The organism is Embleya sp. NPDC050154, assembly GCF_044460165.1.
Taxonomy (GTDB): domain Bacteria; phylum Actinomycetota; class Actinomycetes; order Streptomycetales; family Streptomycetaceae; genus Embleya.
In genome coordinates this window covers 1-22,307 of the sequence record NZ_JBITJP010000055.1, presented here as the reverse complement: position 1 = coordinate 22,307, position 22,307 = coordinate 1, and the positions used below count along the sequence as shown (strand labels likewise).

The following is a 22,307-nucleotide window of genomic DNA, read 5'->3' as shown; positions in this document are numbered from 1 at the left end:
ACGGCGACCACGTGCGGCTGCGGGTGCGCGACGACGGCGTTGGCCCACCGGCGCACCCGACCCGCGACAGCGGGTTGGCGAACATGCGCGAACGGTCCGAATCCCTCGGCGGCACCTGCTCGTTCGGGCCCGCCCCCGACGGCGGAGCCCTCCTGGAATGGCGCGTCCCGCTGGGCTGACGCCGCCAAACGCCGCCGTCCCGTCTCGGACGAGGCCCCGGATCGAACCCGGGCCGAACGAGCGGTTCCTACGGGCCGTGACCGGGCCGACCGGCCCGGTCACCCATTCCGAACGGCCCCTACGGCGCCCTTCGGAATGCGCTGACATGGACTCAACAGGCAGGCACTGCCGAGGTGTTGCCGTCGAGAAGGGACGAGTCCATGTCTGTCACCCCGCACGCTCCCGTCGGGCACGTGGTCGTCGGCGTGGACGGTTCGCCCGGCGCACTGTCCGCCGTCACCCAGGCCACCCTGGAGGCGGCGAACCGCGGTCTGCCGTTGGAGATCGTCGCCGCGTGGACGCTGCCGGAGGACGGCCAACTCGACTCCTACGTCGGGCAGGTCCGCCGGGAGGCGGAGGAGGCGACCGAGGCGGCCGTCGCGCACGCGCAGGCGCTGCACCCGCAGGTGTGGACGATCGGGCGGGTCCGCCGCGGCGCCGCGCACGAGGTGTTGCTCGCCTGCGCCGAACACGCTTCGCTCGTGGTGGTCGGCAGCCGCGGGCACGGACGCATGGCCGGCCTGTTGCTGGGCTCGGTCAGCCTGTCGGTGGCCGCCTACACACTGTGCCCCTTGCTCGTGGTGCGTGGCGAACACGACCCCTCACCGGCCGTGGACGGCGGCCCCGAGGGCCTGGTCGTGGTCGGCGTCGAGGGCGCGGACTGCCGGCCCGCCGTGGAAGCCGCCTACGAGGAGGCCCAGCTGCGGCATCTGCGGGTGTGCGCGCTCAACGCGCTCCCACCGGTCACGCCCGCGCCGATCGGGCTTCCCGCGCCTGCGCTGGAGTCCCTGGCCGCGGCAAGCGCCCTGCGGCGCGACGCCCTGGACACGTGGACGGCTGCACCTCGGGCCAAGCACCCCGAGATCGAGTCCCAGGTGCGGCTCGTGCGCGAAGGCGCGGGTCGCGCACTGGTGGAGGCGTCCCGCGAGGCCGACCTGGTGGTCCTGGCCGCCCACCGACGCACCGCCCGTTTCGGGACCCGCCTGGGCCGGGTCAGCCACACGGTCCTGCATCACGCACACGCGCCCGTCCTCCTCGTGCCCGTGGACTGACCCGCCGTTTCGGTCACGGGCGAACGGAGGGCATGGCACAAAGGTGCGATGCGCTCCCGGGTGCCCATCGGCCGCGGGCGGTCGTCCCCGATCCGTCGGGGGCGACCGCCCGCATTTCGCTGCGCGCCTGCACCGCTCGCCGCAACGCCGCGCGGGCAACCGGCTGTTGGACCCGACAGGTCGGGCCGGTCGACCCTGGGGCGGGCACCGGACACACGGGAGATTGATGTCACGGCCCGGCGGAACACGTTCGTGGCCGAGCGCCGGGCACCGGGCCCGGCGTCACCAGGGAGGGAATCGACATGGCAACGTCGCACCAGCACCGGATGCCCTCGCGCCTGCACCTGCCGCACCGCTCCGCTCCGGCGCCCCAGGCCACGGTCGACGGGTCGGCGCTCGACACCGCGACCGGCTCCCCGGCCGTCGCCGCGGTCCGCACCACCGACATCGCCGTGGCCGGCCTGCGGGTCCTGTTGGGCTTCGTGTTCCTGTGGGCGTTCCTGGACAAGACGTTCGGCCTCGGCTACGCCACCGCGAGCGGCAAGGGTTGGCTCGACGGCGGCTCCCCCACCAAGGGTTTCCTCTCCCACGTGGACGTCGGCCCGATGGCCGGCACCCTGCGCGACTGGGCCGGCGAGCCCTGGGCCGACTGGCTGTTCATGCTCGGTCTGCTCGGCGTCGGCGTCGCGCTGGTCCTGGGCATCGGTCTGCGTCCGGCGGCCGTCTCCGGTACCGCCATGATGGCGTTGATGTGGATCGCCGAATGGCCGCCCGCCAAGCACCTCGACAGCGGCAAGCCCAGCTCCTCCACGAACCCCTTCACCGACTACCACGTCATCTACGCCATCTCCCTGATCACCCTCGCCGCGGTCGCCGTCGGCAGCCGGCTCGGCCTGGGCGCCCTGTGGGCCCGCCTGCCGATCGTCCGCGACCACCGCTGGCTGCTCTGATCGCCACACGACCCGGCCGGGCATCGTCCATGTGACGGGCGCCCGGCCGAATCTCGTGTGTCGGGCCACCCGGATCCGATCCCACCCCGACGGGCGGGATGGCCACCGCGCACGCGGCGCACATCTCGGCCAACCGGCAGACGCCGCCGGTCCGATCTGGAAAGACCACGAATCGGGTGGTGCTCGCGCATCGGCCTCGGATGCGCGCGTGCCAGGTGCATCCTTCGCCTCGGCAGCGGCATGTCGCGTCGGGGCGGGCCGGGCCTTCGCCGCGGGCGTGGAAGGCGAGGTGTTCCAAAGCCGCGGCGCGGTCGGCGGGGTCGCCGTACCTGGGGACGACCGGGCATGGCGGATCGGTGCACTGGATCTTGGATTGCCTCAGGGCAGGGCGGCCGTGGTTGACGATGCGGACGGTCCACAGCCACCCGGTCGCTCCGACAGTGGCGACGGACATCGGTCTGACCCCTTTCACGGTGACCCGGCCGTGCGCCGGGGCCGTGGCCTTTGCCCGGACACGATGGCCTATTCGGGAGGCCGTTGGCGTGCTCGTCACTCGACACACGGAGCATGCGTGCCTCGAACGAATGACGTGCTGGGCCGACCGGGCAAGGGATGACGCCGCGAGAGCCCGTGCCCGCATCGGATGCCGACGCGCCCGAGCGGGCCCGTGTCGGGCCTTGGGTGCGAGCATCCTGGTTGGCGGTGGTCGCGAGTGTGGTGCCACCCGTGGTCGTGGTGGCGTGGCAGGTGGACCGGCGCGCTCTCCCCCACGGGTGCACGACTCGTGGCCTGCGGTGACGACGCCGCCGTTCCGAAGCCGGTGGGATTGGCCGGCACGGACACGTGCGCGTGGCCTGCGCTCGGATCCGAGGGATCGTGCCGTCGTCCAGCCGGTCGAAACGGCCAGGGCCGGTGGCCGCGCACACCAGGCGGATTCGCCATGCCAGGCGTCGGGAATCGCCGCTCGGGGACGGGTTGAGCGGATGTCGGGCACCGGGTCTTTCGGCCCTGGCCGAGGTCGGGTCGGGGTTCGAAGGTGGAGAGATGAGCGAACACCCCGTAACGAAACGTCCCCTCGACCGCCGGGAGACGTTGGAACTGATGGCGGGCGCACAGGTGGGACGCGTCGTGGTCAGCGAGGGCGCTCTCCCGGCCGTTCACTTGGTGGTCTTCGCCGTCGACCGGGAGTGCGTGGTCTTTCGTACGCCCGTCGACTCCCCGCTCGCGAGGGCCGCGCTCGACGCGGTGGTCGCGTTCCAGGCCGATCACATCGACCGGGCCGCACGGACCGGCTGGACGGGTACCGTCACCGGGCAGGCCTCGCGTGTCCTCGACCCTGCGGCCGTCGCGCGCGTGGAACGGCTGCTTCCCGAGGTCGACGGCGACGATGGGGAACAGGCGTGGTTCCAGATCACCTCCGAGTTCGTCACCGGTCGACTGGTGCAACGTGCGGCTGCCGTCCCCTCCCCCGGCGGGCCCAAAACGTCCTGAGCACGTCACGGACGCCTCGCACGCGGCCTGCCGACGTAGGCACCGACCCCGATGGCCGAGCCAAGGCCGGGCGTCCGGCGACAACCGGTATCGGGCCGGGTGACCGTCTGTGCCGGTGTGGCAAGGCGTCCCGGTACCCCAGCCACAGCCGTGTCCCTTCGGGCGCCCGGCGTACGCGTCGCAACGGGGCGACGAGCCGTGACGGCGGTCGTCGGCGAGTCGTTTCCGTGGGGCCTCGGTCGGACCGCGGGAAAATATCGGCCTCCCCCGCGATCCGAAACCCGGTCGGGCATCCTCCTTCGAGCACGAGGTCGGCGCAGTCGCCGCAGTCAGGGATCCTGTCCGTGTCGGGGCGCCGGGCGGGTCCGGGCGTCGACGACGGTGACGCCGTCGGGGCGGGCGACCAGGGGATTCAAGTCGGCTACCACGAGCTGCGGCACATCGTCCGCGAGCCTGGACAGCCGGTGCAGGACGTCCTCGATCCCGGCGGTGTCGACGGCCGGCCCACCCCGGCGGCCGTACAGCAGCGGCGCCCCTCGTGAGGCGGCCAGGAGCGAGTGCGCGTCCAGGTCGGTCAGCGGGGTCAACCGCGCACCGTGGTCGCCAAGGACGTCGGGGGGGCGACCCCGCCCAGCCCGAACACCACCAACGAACCCAGCACTTCGTCCTGCTCGTTCGCGGCCGGCCCGGCGGCGCCCGGCCCGGGGACGCGGTGCACACCGCGCACGTCGGCCCGGCCTGGCTGGCAGTTCGGGCCGACCATCCGCATCCCGTGGCGGCGGACGGAGGCGCGCACCCGCGCGGCCTGCTCGGGAGTGCCTCCCGAGGTGATCACGACCAGGGCCCGCACACCTGCGCGCCCGCAGTCCTCGACCAGATCGGGAACCCGGTCGGCCGGTACGGCCACCACCAGTCGGGCACCTCCGGGAGCAGGTCCGGCGTCGGGAACGCCGGCACCCCGTCCACCTCGGTCTGCGTGGGGTGCAGCACGGCCAGGGGCCCGGTGTAGTACCCCGCCTTCACGTTGCGCAGCAGGGCCCGGCCGACGGATTCCGCGCGATGTCCGGCACCCGCCACCGCGATCGATCGAGGGGTGAACAGCGGCGCGAGACTGGCCACATCCGCCAGGGCCCTCGCACCACGCCATCGCGGTCAGGTACCGCTCCGTCGAGGCGATGTCGCCGTCCAGCGGAATCACGCAGTTCACCACCCCGGCCACCGGGCGGTCGCGCACCGGCAGCCCCATGTCCTCGAGCACCCGCAGCATCGGGCGATTCCACGGCAACGTGTCCGCGACCAGCGTGCTCACCTTGTCCGCGCGGGCCATCGTGACGACGTGCTCGATCAGCAGAGTGCCGATTCCCCGCCCTTGCCAGGCGTCGGCCACCGCCAGGGCGAGCTCCGCCTCGCCCGAGTCGGCGTCGCCGTCGTATTCGACGACCCCGACGAACTCGCCCGTCGTGGGTCAGCGCGATCAGCGCACCGCACCCGGCCCGGCCGGGCGTACTCACCCGCTCGGCGATCTCGCGCACAGACGTCTGCGAGGTGCCGAAGAACCGCAGGTACAGAGCCTCCGCCGACATCGCACGATGCATCGCCGGCACCGCGTCCCGGTCCTGGGGTCCCGGGGGCGCAGCAGGACCGTCTCGCCGTCGGCGGCCAGGACCCAGGTCTCGCGCGCTGTGCCGAGCTCGTTCATGGACCGGTTCCCTTCGACCGTGGCGCCCGCGCGCCGCTCACGGTCAGTCTCGTCTCGATCACCCGGGCACGGCCAAGGCCGGGTGGTCCCCCGGCGGGGGTCCATCGGCCCTGTGTCCGGGCCCCGACGACGAGCAGTGTTCGGGGCACGGGCCGTCAAGCGCCGGTCCCAGAGAGGGAGTTCACCGTGAACATGAACGAGGGAACGCCGCCGATCGTGGTAGGAGTGGAGCCCACCGACGCGGGCGGGCTCGCCGTGGTGTGGGCGGCCGACGAGGCCGCCCGCCGCCGGCTGCCGCTGCGCCTGGTCCACGCCCTGGACTGGCCCGCCGGCGCCGACCGCGGATCGGAGACGAACACGCACCGGCAGACCTGGGGTGAACGCTTCCGGGCCGTCGGGACGCGCGCGTTGGACGAGGCCGCCGCGCTCGTGGCCGCGCGCCATCCCTCGCTGGTCACGGACCGGGTCCTCCTGGACGGCGCGCCCATCTCGGTGCTGCCCGGACAGGCGCGGGACGCGGCGATGATCGTGGTCGGCTCGCGCCGGCTGTCGGCGACGACCGAGCTGCTGATCACCGGCAGCATCGCGACCTCGATCACCGCGCACGCCGGGTGCCCGGTGGTGGTGGTCCGCGAGCCCGAGCACATCACTGCCGACCCGCGCACGATCGTGGTTGGTGTGGACGGGTCGCAGCGCTCGGCACCTGCGGTGGCGTACGCGTTCGACGAGGCCGCGCGCCGCGGCGCCACGGTCGTGGCCGTGCACGTTCGGCAGCCGTCCACCGGTCTGATGGCCGGACTGCGCACCGGTGAGGAACTTCGGGAGGGCCGGATCCGGCTCGCCGAGACACTCGCCGGGTGGAGCGAGAAGTATCCGGATGTGCCGGTGCGGCGGGAAGTCGTCGTCGGACACCCGGTGCGGGTCCTGGCCGATGCCGCCGAGCACGCGCTGGGCCTGGTCGTCGGAACCCGGGGGCACGGCGGCTTCGCGGGCATGCTGTTGGGCTCGGTCAGCCAGGGCCTGATCCACCACGCCCGCTGCCCCTTGATGATCGTCCCGGTTTCGGGCGACGAGAACGCGTCCACCCGCGGCTGAGCACCCGACGAGACCGGCCGCTTCCCCGGTGGGTCGATGCCGACGGGGCCGCCGTGCGCAACGCTTCGACCGGGGGTGGCCGCGCCGCGTCGGTGCCCACCGTCGGTCGCGCGGATTGACCGCCGGCCGGGCATACGCGAAGTTGCGCTCCCCACGACCGGCGACCCGCGCGGCTCGGTCCCGCTAGTCGCCCGATGTGAGCGCCGCGCCCCGGCACGCACGGCGATCGTGGCCGCCGCAATCGTTTCGCCGCCGTGCGGGCATCCTTCGAGGAGGCGTTGCGCTCGACCGGCACAGCCCCGGCACAGGTGTGGTGTCCTCCGACCCCTCGCTTGTCTTGCGTACGCCGGGAGGATGATGAGCGATCGGCGACGGCGACCGCCGTGACACAGGGCCGGAGCCGGTCCGAGGGTGTCCCTACCTGACGGAGTTCGTGATGCGGGACTCGAACGGGAACCACGAGTCCACGACGTATCGGCGGTGGGAGCGTGCGACGACCCCATGGCTGATGCTCCTGGCGGTCCTCTCGTTGACCACGTTCGTTCTGGGCGAGGCGTTGCAGGCGCGTGCGCGTCCGGTGCTGTGGATCGAGTACGGGGTGTGGGCGGTCTTCGTCACCGACTACCTTGTCAGGCTCAGGCTCAGCCGCGACCGTTGGCGGTTCGTGTGCTCCCACCCGCTGGACCTTGCCGCGGTCGCGCTGCCCGCGACACGGATCCTGCGCCTGGTCGCGGTGATCGGCCGTATCGGGGCGGTCGCACGGGGTGGGCGCACCGGTCGCCTGTTGGTGAGCACCGTCGCGCTGGTCCTGACGATCCTCGTCGCCGGTGCCGCGGCCGTCCTGGCACCGGAGCGCCGCGCGCCGGATGCGAACATCGGCGACTATCCGGATGCCCTGTGGTGGGCGATCAGCACGGTCACCACCGTCGGGTACGGCGATCTGCACCCGGTCACCGCCGAGGGGCGCCTGGTGGGGGCGGTGTTGATGGTGGTGGGCATCGGCATGATGGGTGTGGTAACCGCGACGATCGCCACCCGGCTGATCCTTCCCGAGCAACAGGCGGAGGAACGGCTGGAATACGCTTCTCTCGAGCAGCGCCTGCAGGTCATTGAAGAGCAGCTGCGACGGCTGAACGACCACCTGGCCGCGGCGGCACGAGCCGACTCCCCACACAGTGCTCTCGGCCGACGGTCGGACCGCCCCTGCGCGAAATGAACGCGATGGGCCTGCTCGCGGGCACTGGTCCGGGGCTCACCTGACCGCCGTGTCTCGGCTGCCGCACGCGTGGGCGCGCGGCGTGCGCCACCGGTCGCGTCGCCGGGCGATCGCACCGAACACCGGTCCCGACGCCCTGTGCCGGTGGGTGGCACGGGCGACGACACGGGCCGCCGTCAGGGTCGGTCGACGAGGGTGCCCCGGGGCGGGCTGCGAGGCCCTGGGTCGATGGCACTGCGAAGGCGCGCACACCCCTCTGGTCGGTCGTCGAACCGGGTGGACTTGTTCGATCGCGTGGCGCCGACGGTGTCCGGCCTCGTGATGCATCGCTCCTCCCGGGTGTCGATGTCAGCGCGACCGGTAACCGCACCGCGGTCGAATCCCTTCTTCGGGTCGGGTCCTGGGACGTCGGCCGCGCGTCATCCGCCGACGGGAAGAACGCCCCGTCGAGCAAATGATTTGCGTCCCTTCCGCGGGCCTTCCCGAACGCGTCTTCGTGACGGGTCACGGAATCGAGGTTGTGCCCGCCTCGGCCCGTCGTCTCGATGCCGCAGATGAACCGCGACGGCGGGCGCGCGGAACGTCGGCCTCGGTGGGCGGGCGCGGCTTTGTCCGGGTCTCGACGGTCGGGACGACTCTTCCCGGTTCGGCGACGCACCACGGGCCCCTCGCGCCGGGCCGGGTCTCCACGCCGACTCCGGGCTCGCTCCTCGAGGGCGAGTGACGAGGCCCGCTCGAGGGGAGTTGCAGTGCGTCACCGCGGCCACGGGTCGGTTGCGCGTCGGCAATCCGTGTTCTCGAAGACCCCAAGCATCGGGCGATGGAACAAAAACGTGTCCGCGACCAGCGTGCGGACCGTGTCCGGGCGGGCCATCGTGACCGCGTGCTCGATCGGCGGGGTGCCCACCGCCTGCCGTGTCGGGCATCGGCCATCGCCAAGGCGAGTTCCTCAGCCCGCGTCGCCGTTGTGTTCGACGGCCTCACGCCCGTCGTGGATGTGCGCGATGAGCGCGCCGCACCCGGCACGGCCGGGTGTGCTGCGCTCTCGCGTACCGACGTCTGCGAGTGCCGCGAAATCGCAGGTGCAGGTTCTCCGCCGACATCGCACGATGCGTCGCCGGCGGCGCGTCCGGGTCCTCGTGCCCCGGAGGCCGCAGCAGCGGCCGTCTCACCGCAGGGCGTGCGACACCCGGACCCCGCGCGGTGTGCCATCTCGTTCCTGGACGTGTTCCCTGCCGCCGGCCGCGTCCGTTCCGCTCGCGACCGGTCCGGTGCCGATTCCGTGCGCCTGGCAGGGCCGACCGGTTCTAACGGCTCGGGTCGAACGACCCTGGCCGCGTCCCACCGGCACGAGCAGTGTTCGTGTCACAGGGCCGGCAGATGATCGGCCGCCGGAGACGGGGGCGGCAACCGTGACCGAGCATGGGCGAAGGGCGCCGATCGTGGTGGGCGTCGACCATACCGACGCGGGCCGGCTCGCCGTGGTGTGGGCGGCCGACGAGGCGGCCCGTCGGGGTCTGTGGCTGCGCCTGGTGCACGCGCTCGACTGGCCGGTCGGCGCCGACCGCGACCCCCAGACCGATCCGCATCGGCAGACCTGGGGCGCACGATTCCGCGACGCCGGCCTGCGCGCGCTCGACGAGGCCCGCGACCTCGTCGCGACCCGCCGTCCCGAACTGGCCGCGGTGACGGTCTTGGCCGACGGGGCGCCCGTGGCCGTGCTGCGCGAGCACACGCGGGATGCGGCGATGATCGTTCTCGGGTCGCGGCGACTGTCCGCCGTGACGGAGTTGCCGACCATCGGCGGCGTCGCGGTGCCGATCACCGCGCACGCGAGGTGCCCGGTCGTCGTCGTCCGCGAACCCGAGCACACGAGCAGCGAGCCCCCGACCGTCGTGGTCGCGGTGGACGGGGCACAGCGCGCCGAGGCGGCTGTGGCGTACGCCTTCGACGAGGCTGCCCGTCGCGGAGCCACGGTCGTGGCCGTCCATGTCCGCCGACCGCCCGTCGGACTGTTGGCCGGGCTGCGCATGGAGGAGGAGATACCGGAAGGCAGGCTCCGGCTCGCCGAGGCCCTTGCCGGTTGGGCCGAGAAGTACCCGGCCGTGCCGGTGCGCCGCGAGGTCACCGTCGGGCATCCGGTCAAGGCGTTGCGCAACGCCGCCGAGCACGCCCTGTGCCTGGTGGTCGGCGCCCACGGCCGAGGCGGCTTCGCGGGCCTGTTGCCGGGGTCGGTCGGCCAGGGGCTCATCCACCACGCCCACTGCCCGCTCGTGATCGTCCCCACCGCGCGGAACGACGCGCCATCGGCCGCCCACGACTGAGCGCGTGCCGGCCCGGGCACCCGAGCCACGGGCCGGCGTCCGACCCGAGGATCAACCGTTCGAAAGGAAACCCGCCGTGAACCAGGCATCGACCTCCCCCACCGGATCGTCCTCCCCTGCGGCGCCGGCCCGTGGGCACGTCGTCGTCGGATACGACGGCTCGCCCGGCGCCGAACACGCCGTCGATCTGGCCGCCGACGAAGCCGCCCACCGCCACACCACCCTCGAGGTACTGCACGTACTGGAATGGGTCGAAGTCGCCGCCGCCGACGACCGCTTCGGTCAACAGCTGCGCGAGAACGCCCGCGCCATCGTCGACCGGGGCGCCGCCCGCGCCCGCGCCCGCCACCACGACCTCCCGGTGATCGCCGCAGTCGAACACGCGAACGCCATCGACGCGTTGGAGGCCGCGAGCGATCGCGCCGCACTGCTGGTGGTCGGCAGCCGAGGGATGGGCGGTTTCATCGGCCTGTTGATGGGGTCGGTCAGCCTCCCCGTCGCGGCCGCGACCCGCTGCCCACTCCTGGTCGTCCACCCCGACCACGACACCGCCGCCGACCGCTCCCCGAAACCGATCGTGGTCGGCGTCTCCGGCGACGACTGCGCACCCGCCCTGGAGGCCGCGTTCGCCCTGGCCCACGCCCGGCGGTTGCCGCTGCGCGCCCTCCACGCGTGGCTGTACCCCGCCATGACGACCGCCGGGATCGGCTATGCCCCGGCCGTTTGGCTCATGGACGACTGGCGGGCCGCCGCGCGAACCACCCTGTCCGCCGTCCTCGAACCCCTGCGCGAGAAATATCCGGACGTCAGCGTCACCGAGGACGTCGTCCTCGACTCCCCCTCGCACGCCTTGGTCGCCGCGAGCGCCGGCGCCGAGATGGTCGTCCTCGCCGCGCACCGCAACACCGGGCGCTTCGGCCCCAACCTGGGCCGCGTCACCCACACCGCGCTCCACCACGCCAAGGCCCCGATCCTCCTCGTTCCGATCCACGCGTGACCCCGGGTACATGGGGGACTTCCCTCCCCATGCGGTCGGTGTTGTGACGACCGGTCCGCCGCCCGACCCTGCCTGCCGCGGGTGGCGGACCGTTCGCGCGTCTCGCCGTCGATGTGAACGTTCGGGCATCGAGCCGGACGAACGGTCCGATCCCCGGCTTCGAGCCTCCCCGTTGTCGCGTCCGGAGCTCCGTATCGCGAACGCAGACGCAGGCGAAGCGACTTGTCCTATGGCGGCCGACCCCCGGGGGCGATCTCGATGGCAACGGAGCCGTGAACGGAACGACGTGGTCGACGGTCCGTGCCGAAGCCGGAGTGCCCAGGCGTCCTCGGACCGCTTCGGCGACGTGACGGGCCCGGCGGGTGTCGAGTCGTGGGGAGGTGATCGTCATCGTCCTGTGGCCGTCGGATGGTCGATCAGCAGCGCGCGGGGGCGTTCGCGGGGGCGTTCGTGGTCCAATGACGCCGATCAGCAGGGCGTCGCCGCTATCGGTCCGGCGGACCTCGGCGCTCAACCGCGTCGGGTCCTCGCACCGTTCGGACCGCTCTCGCAAGTTCGGTCGGGGTGCATCTCCGCTCCGCGCGGATGACAGCTGTCCCGGCGTCGTAGGGGTGGCGCGCCGGTGCCGGCATGGCGTGGCTCGAAACGGCGTTTCTCGTCCGAGCCTGTGAGGTGTAGTGCCGTGCGCGGTGGCCGATGGGCCGAACGGGCCCTGCAGACAGGGCCGGGTGGCCGTTCGGGTCGGGCGTGCCGGCTCTGATCGCCGGTCCCGTTCCGCCGAGAGGATCACTGGCGAAGGGATGGCGGGGTGGCCGTCCCGCATCGCGGGACTCTGCGGTGCATCCGCCACGAGGAGGACCGGAAATGAGCCAGGAAACGATGCCGGCCGGCACAGCACCCGCGGATGTCCCGGCGCCTGGCGCGCGCAAGAGCAGCCCTCCCGGATCGCTTGGCCTGGCGCAGGCCATCGCACTGGTGATCGGCGGAGTGATCGGAACCGGGATCTTCCTGCTGCCGGCCACGTTGGCCAAGTACGGCACCGTCTCGATTCTCGCGTTCGGCCTGGTGTCGGTCGGCGCGATCCTCATCGCGATGATCTTCGGCAGGCTCGGGGCCCGCATCCCGGCATCCGGTGGCCCCTACGCCTATGCCCGCGACGCCTGCTGATCCTCGACCGAGTTTTCGACGAGCGGGCGTAAGGCCTGCTCGCGGTTGACGAACTACGCGGTCTGTTCGAGGGTTTCGAAGCGGACACGCTGGTACGGCATCTGATCGGCGGGATCACCAAGCGCGAGGTCCTGGAGCACATCAAGCAACCCGACAGTCTCGCGTTCCACACCATGGATCTCGACGACTTCGTCGTCACACCGGTGACGAACCACCTGTTCACGCGTGACACCTCGGCATGGGGTGTACGACGGCGTCGCCATCAACGCGATGCAGATGCCGACCCGCCGCCGCGAGACGGTGCACTTCGAGGCGATCTACAACTACCACCCGATGTTCGCCAAGGGCGACCCCAACGTGTGGAACCCGGGGCAGTCCGCCTACCCCGCCACGATGGAGGGCGGCGACGTCCTGGTCATCGGCCGCTCCGGCATCTCACACCACTGCGCACCCGTCCGAAACATCCAGATCACGCCCTCGAACTGCTGCCGCAGCCACTCGGGATACGGACCATACAAGGCCGGAGCGTGATTCCACGACGGCCATACACCGCACCAACATGGACAGGTGTTCGTTCACGACGGTCGGTCGGGCCCCTCACGCGTCGCGATGGCACCCACGGCGCCCGTCGCTCCGTCCAGGCACAGGACATCGCCCGATGTAGCCGACAAAAAGCAGTCGGTCGGCAAGAGCGCGATGGCTGTCGAGGAAGAGGAAGCCGAATTTCGCCGGGACGGATTCCATCCGACTCGGAGTCAAGGTGATGGCCTCCCCCAACCCCCCGCGGCACGCCGATCTCGCAGACGAGACGCCTGGCGTCACGATCGACCAGTGAATCCGGGGCCTGGGTGACGGTGTGGAGCCCGTACGCCCCATACGCCGCGATGAGTTCGTTCCTTATCGACAACACGTGCAACCTTTCCTGGACGGCCACCGAGAGGCACCGACCTTGGACTCCAAGGCGAAACGCCGGCGAGCCGAGCCACGGAGATCTACCGACAACGCCAAGAGCTCCGAGGACGCCCCCGTCGACCGCAGCGCCGACCTGCGCCGGCCCACCGTGGGTGTTCTTCGCGGGTCTGAAGTGTCTGACTGTAAACCGGTGACTGTGCAGGTGGTCAGCGCCCTTCGCCGACGATGAGGCCCGGGAGTGTCCAGGGCCACCTGCGCTGTACGGTCGGGCGAGTACCGCAGCCGTCGACACAGGAGCCGAGATGGGACCGGATCATGCTTCCGATTGGTTCTGGGAGGTCCTGGAAGCGACACGACCACGTCTGTCCGCCCTGGAGTTGTGGTTGGAGTCCCACTCGCGGGAGGTGCTTGAAGCGTTCGCGCTCGCATACGAGTCCGCGGCGGAATCGCTGGCCGACTTCTCGGAGGGTGTGAGCGTGGATGGGGACGTCTGGTCCGAAGACGGCACCGAGGATCTGTGCATGTGGGTGGTCGGGCAGGGCTACGGGCTGTGGAGTTCGGTGATTGTGGGAGAACTACGGCTGGAAGAAGTTGCTCGGATGTATCTGGGTCGTGCTCCGCTGCTTCCGGAAGGCGTGGCGCCGTGGGACGGGGATGTCTCGGACCCTGAGCACAGGGGCTACCAGTCTCCCGGGGCCATCGTCCACGGCGTCTACCGGACTCGATTCGCCGAGGAACTCCATGAACGGCTTGAGGGTATGTGAGGAGATTGCCCGGGCCGGGCGGATAACGCGGAGGGGGCTCCTGGCAGGTGCGGCGGTTGTCTAGCTACTTGCCCCTGAAAAGGGTTCGTCCAGGTGAAGGGCAGTGCCGTCCGACGACCGTGACGGATTCGCCTCGGCTTCGGTCTGTTTCACCTCCCAATGAGGTTGTCAAGCCGCAGCGATGACAGGGAGTTCGCGTTGATAGCACCGACTGTCACGGATCAGGGCCCACAGGACGTTGACGCGTCGTCGGGCCAGGGCGAGGACGGCCTGGGTGTGTCGCCTGCCTTCGGCGCGCTTGCGTTCGTAGTAGTCCGCGAGGCCTCGCAGTTGCGGATACCGATGAGCGCGGAGGTGTAGAAGACGCGTTGCAGGCCGCGATGGTAGCGCCGGGGTCGGTGGAGACTGCCGCTGACGTTGCCCGAGTCCCGGGGCACGGGGGTGACGCCGGCAAGGCCGGCCAACCGGTCGGAGCTGCCGTAGCGACTCATGTCGCCGGCGGTGGCGGCCAGGGTCTCCGCTCCCAGGAGCGGGCCGATAGCGGGCATGCTGGAGATCACCTCGGCGAGTTCGTGTTCACGAAACCGGGCCTCGACGAGTTTGTCGATCTCGGCGATCTGCTCGTTGAGGACCATCACCTCCTTCGCCAGGGTGTGGATCACCTGCGCGATGATCTTCTCCCCGGTGACGGCGTTGTGCTGTCGATCGGCTGCTTCCAGGGCGGCCTCGGCCAGGGCTTCCGCGTTGCGGACCTTACGGTTGCGGAGCCGGGTGGTCAGCCGCTTTCGACCCGTGCGACGCAGAGCCGCCGGGGTCTGATAGCCGGTCAACAGGATCAAAGGGCGGCCCACGTTTACCGGTTCGAGCGCGCGCTCCAACGTAGGGAGGATTGCCGAGAGTTGGCCGCGCAGGCGGTTGATCCAGCGGGTGCGGTCGGCGTTCAGGTCGGCCCGACGGTTGGTGAGGACCCGCAGTTCCAAGGCGTGCTCGTCGTCGGGTCGCAGCACCGCCAGGTCGCGGCGCATGCGGGCCTGGTCGACGATGACGGTCGCGTCCTTGGCGTCCGTCTTGCCGACGCCTCGATAGCCGGCCGACGCGCGGTTCACCGCCAGGCCGGGTATGTAGAGCAGGCGCCGATCGTGGTTGAGCAACACGTTGATCAGCAGGGCGGCCATGCCGTCGGCGACGTCGGCCGCCCACACGGCGTCCTCGTCGATGGCCAGGACGTCCGCGAGCAGGATCAACAGTTCGGGTTCGTCGTTCAGGACTCGTCGGGACAGCAGACGTCTGCCCTCGCTGTCCAGGACCACGCAGTGGTGATGGGACTTGCCGATGTCCACGCCCGCCCAGATCATGGGCACGGGTTCCTCCGGTTCGTCGGTGTGCGTTGTCCTCCCGAACGACCTCGCCGGCATGGTCCTACCGAGCGACACACCTCCCGGTGCTCGCAACTCCCAATCAGCGGCCGAGTCGTCGTGAGACACCGGACGGCCAGGTGAAGCGAGCCAACGAGGGCAACCGGCTGAAAGCCATACCCGGTGTCTCCGGGTCTCCAGACCTTACGACTGGCCTTGATCAACCCGCACAGCAACGTAGGACCGGCTGAGGATGGCCATCCGCTGGAGGTTGTAGGCGAAGATCCCGAGTCCGGCCGATGTGCCGGCGCCGGTCAGGCGCCGGAGACGGGTGCGGCGGAAGCCGAACGTGCGCTTGAGGTGCCTGATGCGGGCTTCGATGCCTACTCTCCAGTTCCGCCATTCGGCGGAAGGGCCGGGTTCGTTCGTGCTCGCGTCGTGCCTTTCCGGGGGTGCCGGTGCGTTGGAGGCCGATCCGCAGGACTCCGAGTTCGGTCATCGCGTGGTCGTTGGCGGCGGTGCCGAAACCGCGGTCGGCAACGACGGTGTCCGGCGGCCGGACGACCAGGGAGGCAACCGTTCGACCGAGGGCACGAGTTGCGGTGCGTCGGGCGGGTTCCTGCGGTCCACGCACTGGGGGGTGGAACACGTGACCACCGCCGCCGGACTGCCCGCCGTCCGTGAATCCCTCCACCTCGCCCTCGCCGACGACCCGCGCGCGTCGCGGGCCCTCGTCGACCTCGCCGAGGCGGCCGTGGAGCACTACGCGCTCAACTATGCGCGCCACCCACCGCACATCCTCTTCGGCGAACTCCACCGCGTGCGCGTCATGTTGGCACCCGTACTCGAACATGCCGTCGGCGGTGGAGACGACGTCGCGACGGCGGGTCTGCGGTCGGTCGCGGCCCGGCTCACGGCGCTGTTGGGCAACCTCGCGTTCCACCTGGGCGACCACACCGGCGTCCAGGCCCACCTGGCCGCCGCCGCGCTGCTGGGCGACCGCCGCGGCGCAGACGACCTGCGGGCGTGGACGTTCGGTGCGGCGTCCATGGTCGCCCGCGCCGACCGTCGCCACGACGCCGCGCTCGTGCATGTCCAGCGCGGCCTCGCCCTCGCGGCCACACCGCTACGGCGCGCAACTGTCGTCCTGGGCACTCGCGCCGTCCCTGGCCGCGCTCGGTCGCGCCGAGGACGCCCGACGGGCCCTCGCCGACGCCGACGACGCCCTGGACCCGTGCCCGGCGCAGGCCCGGGGTCGGTTCGGGTTCGACCGTGCCGAGCATCTCCTGCACGCCGCCGAGGCCCACATCGCCCTCGGACAGGGCGACCGGGCGGGCGAGCACGCCCGCGAATCCGTTGCGGCCGCCGCGTATGCGTCACCGGGCTGGGCGGCGGCCACCGCCGTCCCGGCCCTCGCCGAAGCCCCCGCCGCGCCCGGCGACGCCGCCGCTCACGCCCACGACCTCCTCGACCACGTCCCCACGCAACACCTGCGCGCCACCACCCGCGAACCCCGCGACCGCCTGGTCCTGGGACTGCCCCGGGACGTGCTCACCGACGACGAACTCCGCGAACGTTTGGTGGCGTTGCCCCGGGCCATGGACACCCACGGACAACCACCCACGCCGTGGGCCCACCACACCAAGGCGACGTCGAGCAGAAGATACCCGGCGAGCCGGTACAGCTCCCGTGTCCCAGTCTCGACGGCGCTCGCCGTGCAGTCGATCACTCGCCCTCGCACAGCGGGTCCACGTCGCCCCGCCGATGTGCGCACAGCCCGCGAACACCGGCCCGCACCACACCGACCGCCCGACCAACCACTCCCCGGGCGTGGGACAAGGTGGTCAACACGATCGCACGCACCCGCGGGCGCAGTGGACGGGCGAACGTCCGGGCGCTCCGCGAGGGTCGGCGCGGCATTGCGAGCGGCTTCGGCGAGGGCGAGCTGCGCACCCCGGTGGGGCCGGGGTGCGCCTGTGTCGGGTCAGCGGTTGTCGTGGAGTTCCTGGTGCATTTGGGGTTGGTCGTCCGTGTCGTGGGTGAGGGCGTACCTTTCGACGTCGTTGAATGCCTTGGAGGCGACGCCGATGATGTCGGTGTAGGGGTTGACGCCGACGGTCTTTTTCGCGGTCTCGCCGAACAGTCCACCGGCCGTGTGGCTGACGAGGCCGCGCCCGGGCGGCCACCTCGGGAACGGGGGCACCGTCCCCCGGAGGACGTCGTGTACACGCTGCAAACCGATGGACGTCTCCCCGCACCGGTCCATGCCCGCCGCGTCGCATCCCGCCCGGCCCCGCTGGCCGTGTCGCGACGCCCGGAGCCTCACCGCCGTTCCCGTCGCCGCCACCGGCGCCCGGGGCGCACGGCCACGCCCGACACCACCAGGAGGAATTTCCCATGCAGGACGCGCGGTTGCGCAAACTCGAAGGATCGCGGGTGCTGGTGACCGGAGGCGGCGGCCTCGTCGGCAGCCGCATCGTGGCGCTGCTGGCGCGAGTGGGCGCCGCGGCGATCGTCCTCGACCGGTTCGACGCCTATCCGCACCCCGTCCGCGGCCTGTTCGACGTCGACACGTACGCGGCGAAGGTCGTGTGCGGTGACGTGCGGGATGCCGTGACGGTCCGTGCCCTGGTCGCCCGAGCCGACTTCGTGATCCATGCCGCCGCGTACACGGACGTGGCCGCGTGCACCCGTCGGCCGGACCTGGCGTTCGCGGCGAACCTGCACGGCACCCAGACGGTTCTGCAGGAGGTCGTGGCGTCACCGGTGCGGCGACTCGTGTTCGTGTCGTCGGCATCGGTGTACGGCAACGGCACCGGGAACGGGGCCCGGAGGTTCACCGAGAGCCGGCCCCCGACCCCGGTCTCCGTGTACGCGAACACCAAGCTGTGGGGCGAGCACCAGGTGCGGCTGATGATCGGCGGATCGAGCGCCCGGGAATACTCGGTGCTGCGGTACTTCTCCGTGTACGGCGAACCGCAGATCCCGAAGCCGGGCTCGCACTCGTGGATGGTGCCCTGGCTGGCCATGTCGGCTCAGCTCGGCCTTCCGATGCTTCTGAACGGGGGAGGCCACCAGGTCCGCGACATGGTCCACGTCGACGACATCGCCCGCGCCACGGTGCTGACGCTCGTCGCCGACAAGGCCGCGGCGCAGACCATCAACATCGGCAGCGGACGAGCCACCTCGGTCCGCGACATCGCCGAACTCATCGCCCGCCACTACCCCGACGCCGTCCTCAGGGACGCCCCCCGACCCGACGGCGACCCACTCGGCGGCTACGCCGACACCCGCCGGTCCGAGGAACTCCTCGGATGGGCACCGACGATCACCCTCGAACAGGACATCGACCGGTACGTGTCCTGGCTCAAGAACAACCCGCACGTCGTGCCCGACTGGATACTCCCCACCACCACTCCCGGCACCTGACCGACCGAAGGAGGTGGCCGGCGCCGACGGAGAGGTGACACCCATGGGCCCGATCCCGCATTCGTCGAACTGTCTCCGCGCGCTTGCCGCCGGGCCCGGTGCGCGTGGCGGTGACGAGCATCGGACCGGCGCCGGACGCGACGACGCGGGCGGGAGGAGCGACGAGCGGCCCGGCCCGACCCTGCGGGCCGCCGCCTACGCCGGGACGGCGGGGAAGCTGATCGAGTTGATGGGCTCGGCGTCGATCCGGCTGTCGTCGGCGACGAGGTACCACGTCGATCCCGGCTCCGACGTGGCCACGTAGGAACTGGGGATGCCGACAATCAGCCCGGGGTACTCGCCCCGTCCTCCCGCGCCCACCACCGTGTCGCGTTGCCACTCCTGGTGCGGGTCGCCGAACAGGACCGCCGGGTCCCAGGGGATGACCAGATCGACGGTGACGGGGTTCGCCGGCCAGGGGAAAGACGTCACGGTGAAGACACACCTCGTTGCGGCGGTACAGGGCCCAGGTCTCCTCCGCCGGGATGGCGTCCAACGCCTCCAGGTACACGATGTCGCTGATCAGGGAACGATCCCCGATGACGGGGACCTCCCGAAGGACCCGCGCCAGGATGTGGTCGCTCCGCGCGATCCGGTCGTCGAGGTAGGCGAGCCCGACGCGTTCCGGCGGGTGCGCGCGGCGGCGCTCCCCTACGTCGAGGATGATCCGCGCGGCCCGGGCGACTGCCAGGAGTGGTGGCCGATGGTGTAGGCGTTCATTCCCAGTGCCCACAACGATTCCTCGAGGCGGTTGCGGAGCGTGGACTTCCCGGCCCCGTTGAGCCCTTCGAGGGCGATGTAGGGGAACGTCCGCGCCCGCGTTGCGCGCGCCGTCCCACTGCGGGTTCGCGGGGTCGGCGGTGCGCAGTGCGGTGTCGATGACGTCGACCGCTTCGCGGTGTTCGAGGACGCCGAGGGTGTGTTGGCGTGCGCCGAGGGTGGTGAGGGTGTGGCGTGAGGTGGCCAAGAGCCGGTGCCCCGCGTCCGGGGAGCAGGGGGTGGACCTGGTCGGCGGTGGAGGTGTTGTCCGCGAGGATCAGCACGGCCTCCCCTTTGCGGTGCGGGGCGTCGAGGAGTGAGCGGTAGAGCGCGGCTCGTTCGTCGGGTGTCGGTGGGATGTGGGTGGGGTCGACGCCGAGGGCGCGCAGGAGGGCTTCGAGGGCCTGGTCGCCGGTGACGGGGTCGGGGTCGTAGCTGCGGAGGTTGACGAACACCGCGTGCGGAACCGGCCGCTGTCGAGCAGCGCGTGGGCGGCCGCCAACGCCGTAGCGGTCTTGCCGACGCCGCCCATCCCCGCGACCGCCGCGCACATCACCACCGAAGCGCCCGCGCCCGCACCTTGGGGTTCCGGCGCGGGTCCGATGGCGGCCGCGAGATTCACGCATTCGTTGGTCGTGGCGGTGGGCTCGGGTCGTCGCCTTCCAGGCCCTGCGCGATCGGCTCAAGTGCAAGGAGAACCGGGTGGTCGGCGCCGACAGGTGGCACGACCCCGACGAGGACCTGCCCCGCGACTTCGAGGCCCCGGCGGGAGGAGAAAACTACCGGGAACCGCGCAAGCCGCCGGACGCCGCAGTATACGTCGACGAGTTGCGCGGACAGCTGACGGCCGAACCACCCTGCTGAACGAGCCGTCAACCAAGCTGCCCTGGCTGGACATTCGCCGAGCGCAGGTCCGGGGCGATCCGCCTGACCGCGCCCGAGGCCCAGCCCGAACCGCGCAACCTGCGCAGGATCACAGACGAGGAACGGCGGCGACGGGGCGTCGTACCGCCGATCGACGTGTTGAAGGACGCGGTGCTGCGGACCGGCTGCCTGGACGCGGTCACCTCCGTCTCCGGCGGCCGCAGCCTCACGGCCCAGGTGTTGGCGGAGCGCCTGCTGCTGGTGATCTACGCGTACGGCACGAACACCGGGGTCAAGGCCGTGGCGTCCGGCGGCCACGGCCGCGCCGAGGACGAACTGCGCTACGTACAGCGCCGGTACTCGGCCCCACGCCTACGGGTCACGATTCGCGCGCCGAAGGCCATCGTGGCACCCCCAGTCCCCGTGTGTCCCCAAATGCCCGTGACCTGCACGAACCTGGGGACACGGTGGGGGACATCGTGAGCGCCAAGTGTCCCCCTCGACGGGTCGAGAGCCGTCCGCCGATGCTCAGGCGGCAGTGGGGTAGATTCCTCGGATCTTGCCGACACCCCAGGAGGCCTGATGAGTTCAGGTGTGAACGATCCCCGTGAGAAAGCAGCGGGTCCTGACGGTTGGGAGCTGAAGCTACTGGAATCGCTACACGAATCACCGGTGATACTCCCCGACTTCACCAACATCACCACGCTCGACCTATCCAACAACCAACTCACCACGCTCCCGGACACCATCGAATACCTCACCAACCTCAAAGCGCTCTACCTGGACGGCAACCAGCTCACCACGCTCCCGGACACCGTAGGGAACCTCGCTCACCTCGACCGGCTTCACCTGCGCAGCAATCAGCTCACCACGCTCCCCAACGCGATCGGGAGCCTCACCAACCTCATCTTGCTCGCCCTGGACGGCAGTCAGCTCACCACGCTGTCGGACACGATCGGGAACCTCACCGACCTCACCCATCTCCACCTGTCCGGCAACCAGCTCACGACGCTGCCGGACAGCATCGGGAACCTCGCCCGGATTGTCCTGTTCCAACTGGAATACAACCAGCTCACAGCGCTCCCCGACACGATCGGGAACCTCACCGACCTCACCCTGCTCTACCTGGAGGGCAACCAGCTCACGGCGCTGCCGGACACCATCGGGAACCTCACCAACCTCACCCATCTCTGCCTGGACGGCAATCAACTCACGGTGCTGCCGGACACGGTCGGGAACCTCACCAACCTCACCCGACTCGACCTGCACGGCAACCAGCTCACGGCGCTCCCGGACACGGTCGGGAACCTCACCAAACTTGAGACGCTCGGCCTGCGCGGCAACCAGCTCACCGCGCTCCCGGACACCATCGGGAACCTCACCAACCTCACCCAGCTCTATTTGGACGGCAACCAGCTCACAATGCTGCCGGACACCATCGGACACCTCACCAACCTCAGTCACCTCTACGTGTCCGGCAACCAGCTCACGTCGCTGCCGGACACCATCGCCAACCTCGCCAACCTCACCAGGCTCTACGTGGATGACGAGGTGACCGAAACGCTGTCGATGTCGCTAAAAGCTCTCGCGTAGTGGCTTCCAGAGGACTGTCTGTCGCCCCCGAAAACAGCGGACCGCCGTCCTCGGAAGGGGCCGACGACCCGCGAGGGCGCGCGTGGTGGCGGCTCACTCGGACGGGCGCCTCCGCCGACCGTCGGCGCGGACCTCCGGGGCCACCCCGACGCCCTCAGCAGCACCGGCACACATCCAGTCACGCCCACCAAAGCCGCCCACATTTGGTTCGGCGACAACGCCGGCCCCGGCATCATCGGGTGTCGCAGCGCGTCAGTCCGGCAGCCAGTGCAGCTCGTGCGCCAGGATTTTGGCGACGGCACGGATGCGGCGGTGTAGCGGCGACTGCTCGCGTGGGAGGACCAGGTGGATCGTCAGGCTTGGCGCGCCTCGCAGCGGTCGC

Annotated in this window: 18 protein-coding genes and 5 pseudogenes; 15 read left to right on the top strand and 8 right to left on the bottom strand. The window is 71.0% G+C overall.

Annotated features, from left to right (window positions below):
- Positions 1-380: 380 nt before the first annotated feature.
- The 3 genes from ACIBSV_RS50095 to ACIBSV_RS50085 all read left to right on the top strand — a co-directional run bounded on the left by ACIBSV_RS50095 (position 381) and on the right by ACIBSV_RS50085 (position 3,712).
- A complete protein-coding gene (locus tag ACIBSV_RS50095) occupies positions 381-1,271 on the top strand; it encodes a universal stress protein (RefSeq protein WP_395874605.1) in 891 nt (296 codons plus the stop codon).
- A 302-nt stretch (positions 1,272-1,573) separates the two neighbouring features.
- The gene (locus tag ACIBSV_RS50090; RefSeq protein ID WP_395874603.1) at positions 1,574-2,221 is read left to right on the top strand and encodes a hypothetical protein; all 648 of its coding nucleotides are present in this window, start codon (positions 1,574-1,576) and stop codon (positions 2,219-2,221) included.
- Between the two features lie 1,044 nt (positions 2,222-3,265).
- Positions 3,266-3,712, top strand: a complete 447-nt coding sequence (locus tag ACIBSV_RS50085) for a pyridoxamine 5'-phosphate oxidase family protein (protein ID WP_395874601.1) — start codon at positions 3,266-3,268, stop codon at positions 3,710-3,712.
- A 329-nt stretch (positions 3,713-4,041) separates the two neighbouring features.
- Here ACIBSV_RS50085 and ACIBSV_RS50080 read toward each other — a convergent pair whose 3' ends face one another.
- The 3 genes and pseudogenes from ACIBSV_RS50080 to ACIBSV_RS50070 form a co-directional block, all read right to left on the bottom strand.
- A complete protein-coding gene (locus ACIBSV_RS50080; protein WP_395874599.1) occupies positions 4,042-4,299 on the bottom strand; it encodes an acetate--CoA ligase family protein in 258 nt (85 codons plus the stop codon).
- Positions 4,296-4,789: pseudogene (locus ACIBSV_RS50075) on the bottom strand (CoA-binding protein). Before ACIBSV_RS50075 ends, ACIBSV_RS50080 begins: the two are co-directional and overlap by 4 nt.
- Before the next feature lie 220 nt (positions 4,790-5,009).
- Positions 5,010-5,111 (bottom strand): annotated as a pseudogene (locus ACIBSV_RS50070) (GNAT family N-acetyltransferase); the annotation flags it as partial.
- A 492-nt stretch (positions 5,112-5,603) separates the two neighbouring features.
- Here ACIBSV_RS50070 and ACIBSV_RS50065 point away from each other — a divergent pair.
- The 7 genes and pseudogenes from ACIBSV_RS50065 (at position 5,604) to ACIBSV_RS50035 (ending at position 13,886) form a co-directional block, all read left to right on the top strand.
- Positions 5,604-6,506, top strand: coding sequence for a universal stress protein (locus ACIBSV_RS50065; protein WP_395874606.1), 903 nt, complete (start codon positions 5,604-5,606; stop codon positions 6,504-6,506).
- Between the two features lie 436 nt (positions 6,507-6,942).
- Entirely contained in the window at positions 6,943-7,722 is a 780-nt protein-coding gene (locus ACIBSV_RS50060; RefSeq protein WP_395874597.1) for a potassium channel family protein, read from the top strand.
- A gap of 1,412 nt (positions 7,723-9,134) precedes the next feature.
- A complete protein-coding gene (locus ACIBSV_RS50055; RefSeq protein ID WP_395874596.1) occupies positions 9,135-10,046 on the top strand; it encodes a universal stress protein in 912 nt (303 codons plus the stop codon).
- 76 nt (positions 10,047-10,122) lie between these two features.
- Positions 10,123-11,043, top strand: a complete 921-nt coding sequence (locus ACIBSV_RS50050) for a universal stress protein (RefSeq protein ID WP_395874594.1) — start codon at positions 10,123-10,125, stop codon at positions 11,041-11,043.
- Positions 11,044-11,907: 864 nt separating this feature from the next.
- A complete protein-coding gene (locus ACIBSV_RS50045) occupies positions 11,908-12,210 on the top strand; it encodes an amino acid permease (RefSeq protein ID WP_395874592.1) in 303 nt (100 codons plus the stop codon).
- Positions 12,211-12,480: 270 nt separating this feature from the next.
- Positions 12,481-12,576, top strand: a pseudogene (locus ACIBSV_RS50040) (arginine deiminase family protein); the annotation flags it as partial.
- Positions 12,577-13,424: 848 nt separating this feature from the next.
- On the top strand, positions 13,425-13,886 hold the full coding sequence (locus ACIBSV_RS50035; RefSeq protein WP_395874590.1) for a hypothetical protein: 462 nt from the start codon (positions 13,425-13,427) through the stop codon (positions 13,884-13,886).
- A gap of 168 nt (positions 13,887-14,054) precedes the next feature.
- On the opposite strand, the pseudogene ACIBSV_RS50030 reads toward ACIBSV_RS50035, so the two are convergent.
- The 4 genes and pseudogenes from ACIBSV_RS50030 to ACIBSV_RS50015 form a co-directional block, all read right to left on the bottom strand.
- Positions 14,055-15,241 (bottom strand): annotated as a pseudogene (locus tag ACIBSV_RS50030) (IS110 family transposase).
- 204 nt (positions 15,242-15,445) lie between these two features.
- A pseudogene (locus ACIBSV_RS50025) lies at positions 15,446-15,871 on the bottom strand (transposase); the annotation flags it as partial.
- A 746-nt stretch (positions 15,872-16,617) separates the two neighbouring features.
- Positions 16,618-16,851 carry a hypothetical protein gene (locus tag ACIBSV_RS50020; protein ID WP_395874588.1) on the bottom strand — a complete coding sequence of 78 codons (234 nt, stop codon included), beginning with the start codon at positions 16,849-16,851 and terminating at the stop codon, positions 16,618-16,620.
- 374 nt (positions 16,852-17,225) lie between these two features.
- Positions 17,226-17,477, bottom strand: a complete 252-nt coding sequence (locus ACIBSV_RS50015; RefSeq protein ID WP_395874586.1) for a hypothetical protein — start codon at positions 17,475-17,477, stop codon at positions 17,226-17,228.
- A gap of 161 nt (positions 17,478-17,638) precedes the next feature.
- On the opposite strand from ACIBSV_RS50015, the gene ACIBSV_RS50010 reads away from it, so the two are divergent.
- Entirely contained in the window at positions 17,639-18,670 is a 1,032-nt protein-coding gene (locus ACIBSV_RS50010; RefSeq protein WP_395874584.1) for an NAD-dependent epimerase/dehydratase family protein, read from the top strand.
- 195 nt (positions 18,671-18,865) lie between these two features.
- Here the strand turns inward: ACIBSV_RS50010 and ACIBSV_RS50005 are convergent, their stop codons facing one another.
- The gene (locus ACIBSV_RS50005; protein ID WP_395874582.1) at positions 18,866-19,141 is read right to left on the bottom strand and encodes a hypothetical protein; all 276 of its coding nucleotides are present in this window, start codon (positions 19,139-19,141) and stop codon (positions 18,866-18,868) included.
- A 142-nt stretch (positions 19,142-19,283) separates the two neighbouring features.
- Between ACIBSV_RS50005 and ACIBSV_RS50000 the strand changes: the two genes are divergently transcribed.
- From ACIBSV_RS50000 to ACIBSV_RS49985, 4 genes are all read left to right on the top strand, one after another.
- Positions 19,284-19,421: a hypothetical protein gene (locus ACIBSV_RS50000; RefSeq protein WP_395874580.1), complete on the top strand. Its 138-nt coding sequence runs from the start codon at positions 19,284-19,286 to the stop codon at positions 19,419-19,421.
- A 749-nt stretch (positions 19,422-20,170) separates the two neighbouring features.
- On the top strand, positions 20,171-20,332 hold the full coding sequence (locus ACIBSV_RS49995; protein WP_395874578.1) for a hypothetical protein: 162 nt from the start codon (positions 20,171-20,173) through the stop codon (positions 20,330-20,332).
- 156 nt (positions 20,333-20,488) lie between these two features.
- Positions 20,489-20,815 carry a Tn3 family transposase gene (locus ACIBSV_RS49990; protein WP_395874576.1) on the top strand — a complete coding sequence of 109 codons (327 nt, stop codon included), beginning with the start codon at positions 20,489-20,491 and terminating at the stop codon, positions 20,813-20,815.
- A 189-nt stretch (positions 20,816-21,004) separates the two neighbouring features.
- Positions 21,005-21,925 carry a leucine-rich repeat domain-containing protein gene (locus ACIBSV_RS49985; protein ID WP_395874574.1) on the top strand — a complete coding sequence of 307 codons (921 nt, stop codon included), beginning with the start codon at positions 21,005-21,007 and terminating at the stop codon, positions 21,923-21,925.
- Positions 21,926-22,307 lie beyond the last annotated feature (382 nt).

Excerpts from the sequence above, each read along its gene's own strand:
- ACIBSV_RS50010 (WP_395874584.1), top strand. The coding sequence starts at position 17,639 with ATGCAGGACGCGCGGTTGCGCAAACTCGAAGGATCGCGGGTGCTGGTG.
- ACIBSV_RS50095 (WP_395874605.1), top strand. The coding sequence starts at position 381 with ATGTCTGTCACCCCGCACGCTCCCGTCGGGCACGTGGTCGTCGGCGTG.
- ACIBSV_RS50065 (WP_395874606.1), top strand. The coding sequence starts at position 5,604 with ATGAACGAGGGAACGCCGCCGATCGTGGTAGGAGTGGAGCCCACCGAC.
- ACIBSV_RS50045 (WP_395874592.1), top strand. The coding sequence starts at position 11,908 with ATGAGCCAGGAAACGATGCCGGCCGGCACAGCACCCGCGGATGTCCCG.
- ACIBSV_RS50085 (WP_395874601.1), top strand. The coding sequence starts at position 3,266 with ATGAGCGAACACCCCGTAACGAAACGTCCCCTCGACCGCCGGGAGACG.
- ACIBSV_RS50060 (WP_395874597.1), top strand. The coding sequence starts at position 6,943 with ATGCGGGACTCGAACGGGAACCACGAGTCCACGACGTATCGGCGGTGG.
- ACIBSV_RS50035 (WP_395874590.1), top strand. The coding sequence starts at position 13,425 with ATGGGACCGGATCATGCTTCCGATTGGTTCTGGGAGGTCCTGGAAGCG.
- ACIBSV_RS50090 (WP_395874603.1), top strand. The coding sequence starts at position 1,574 with ATGGCAACGTCGCACCAGCACCGGATGCCCTCGCGCCTGCACCTGCCG.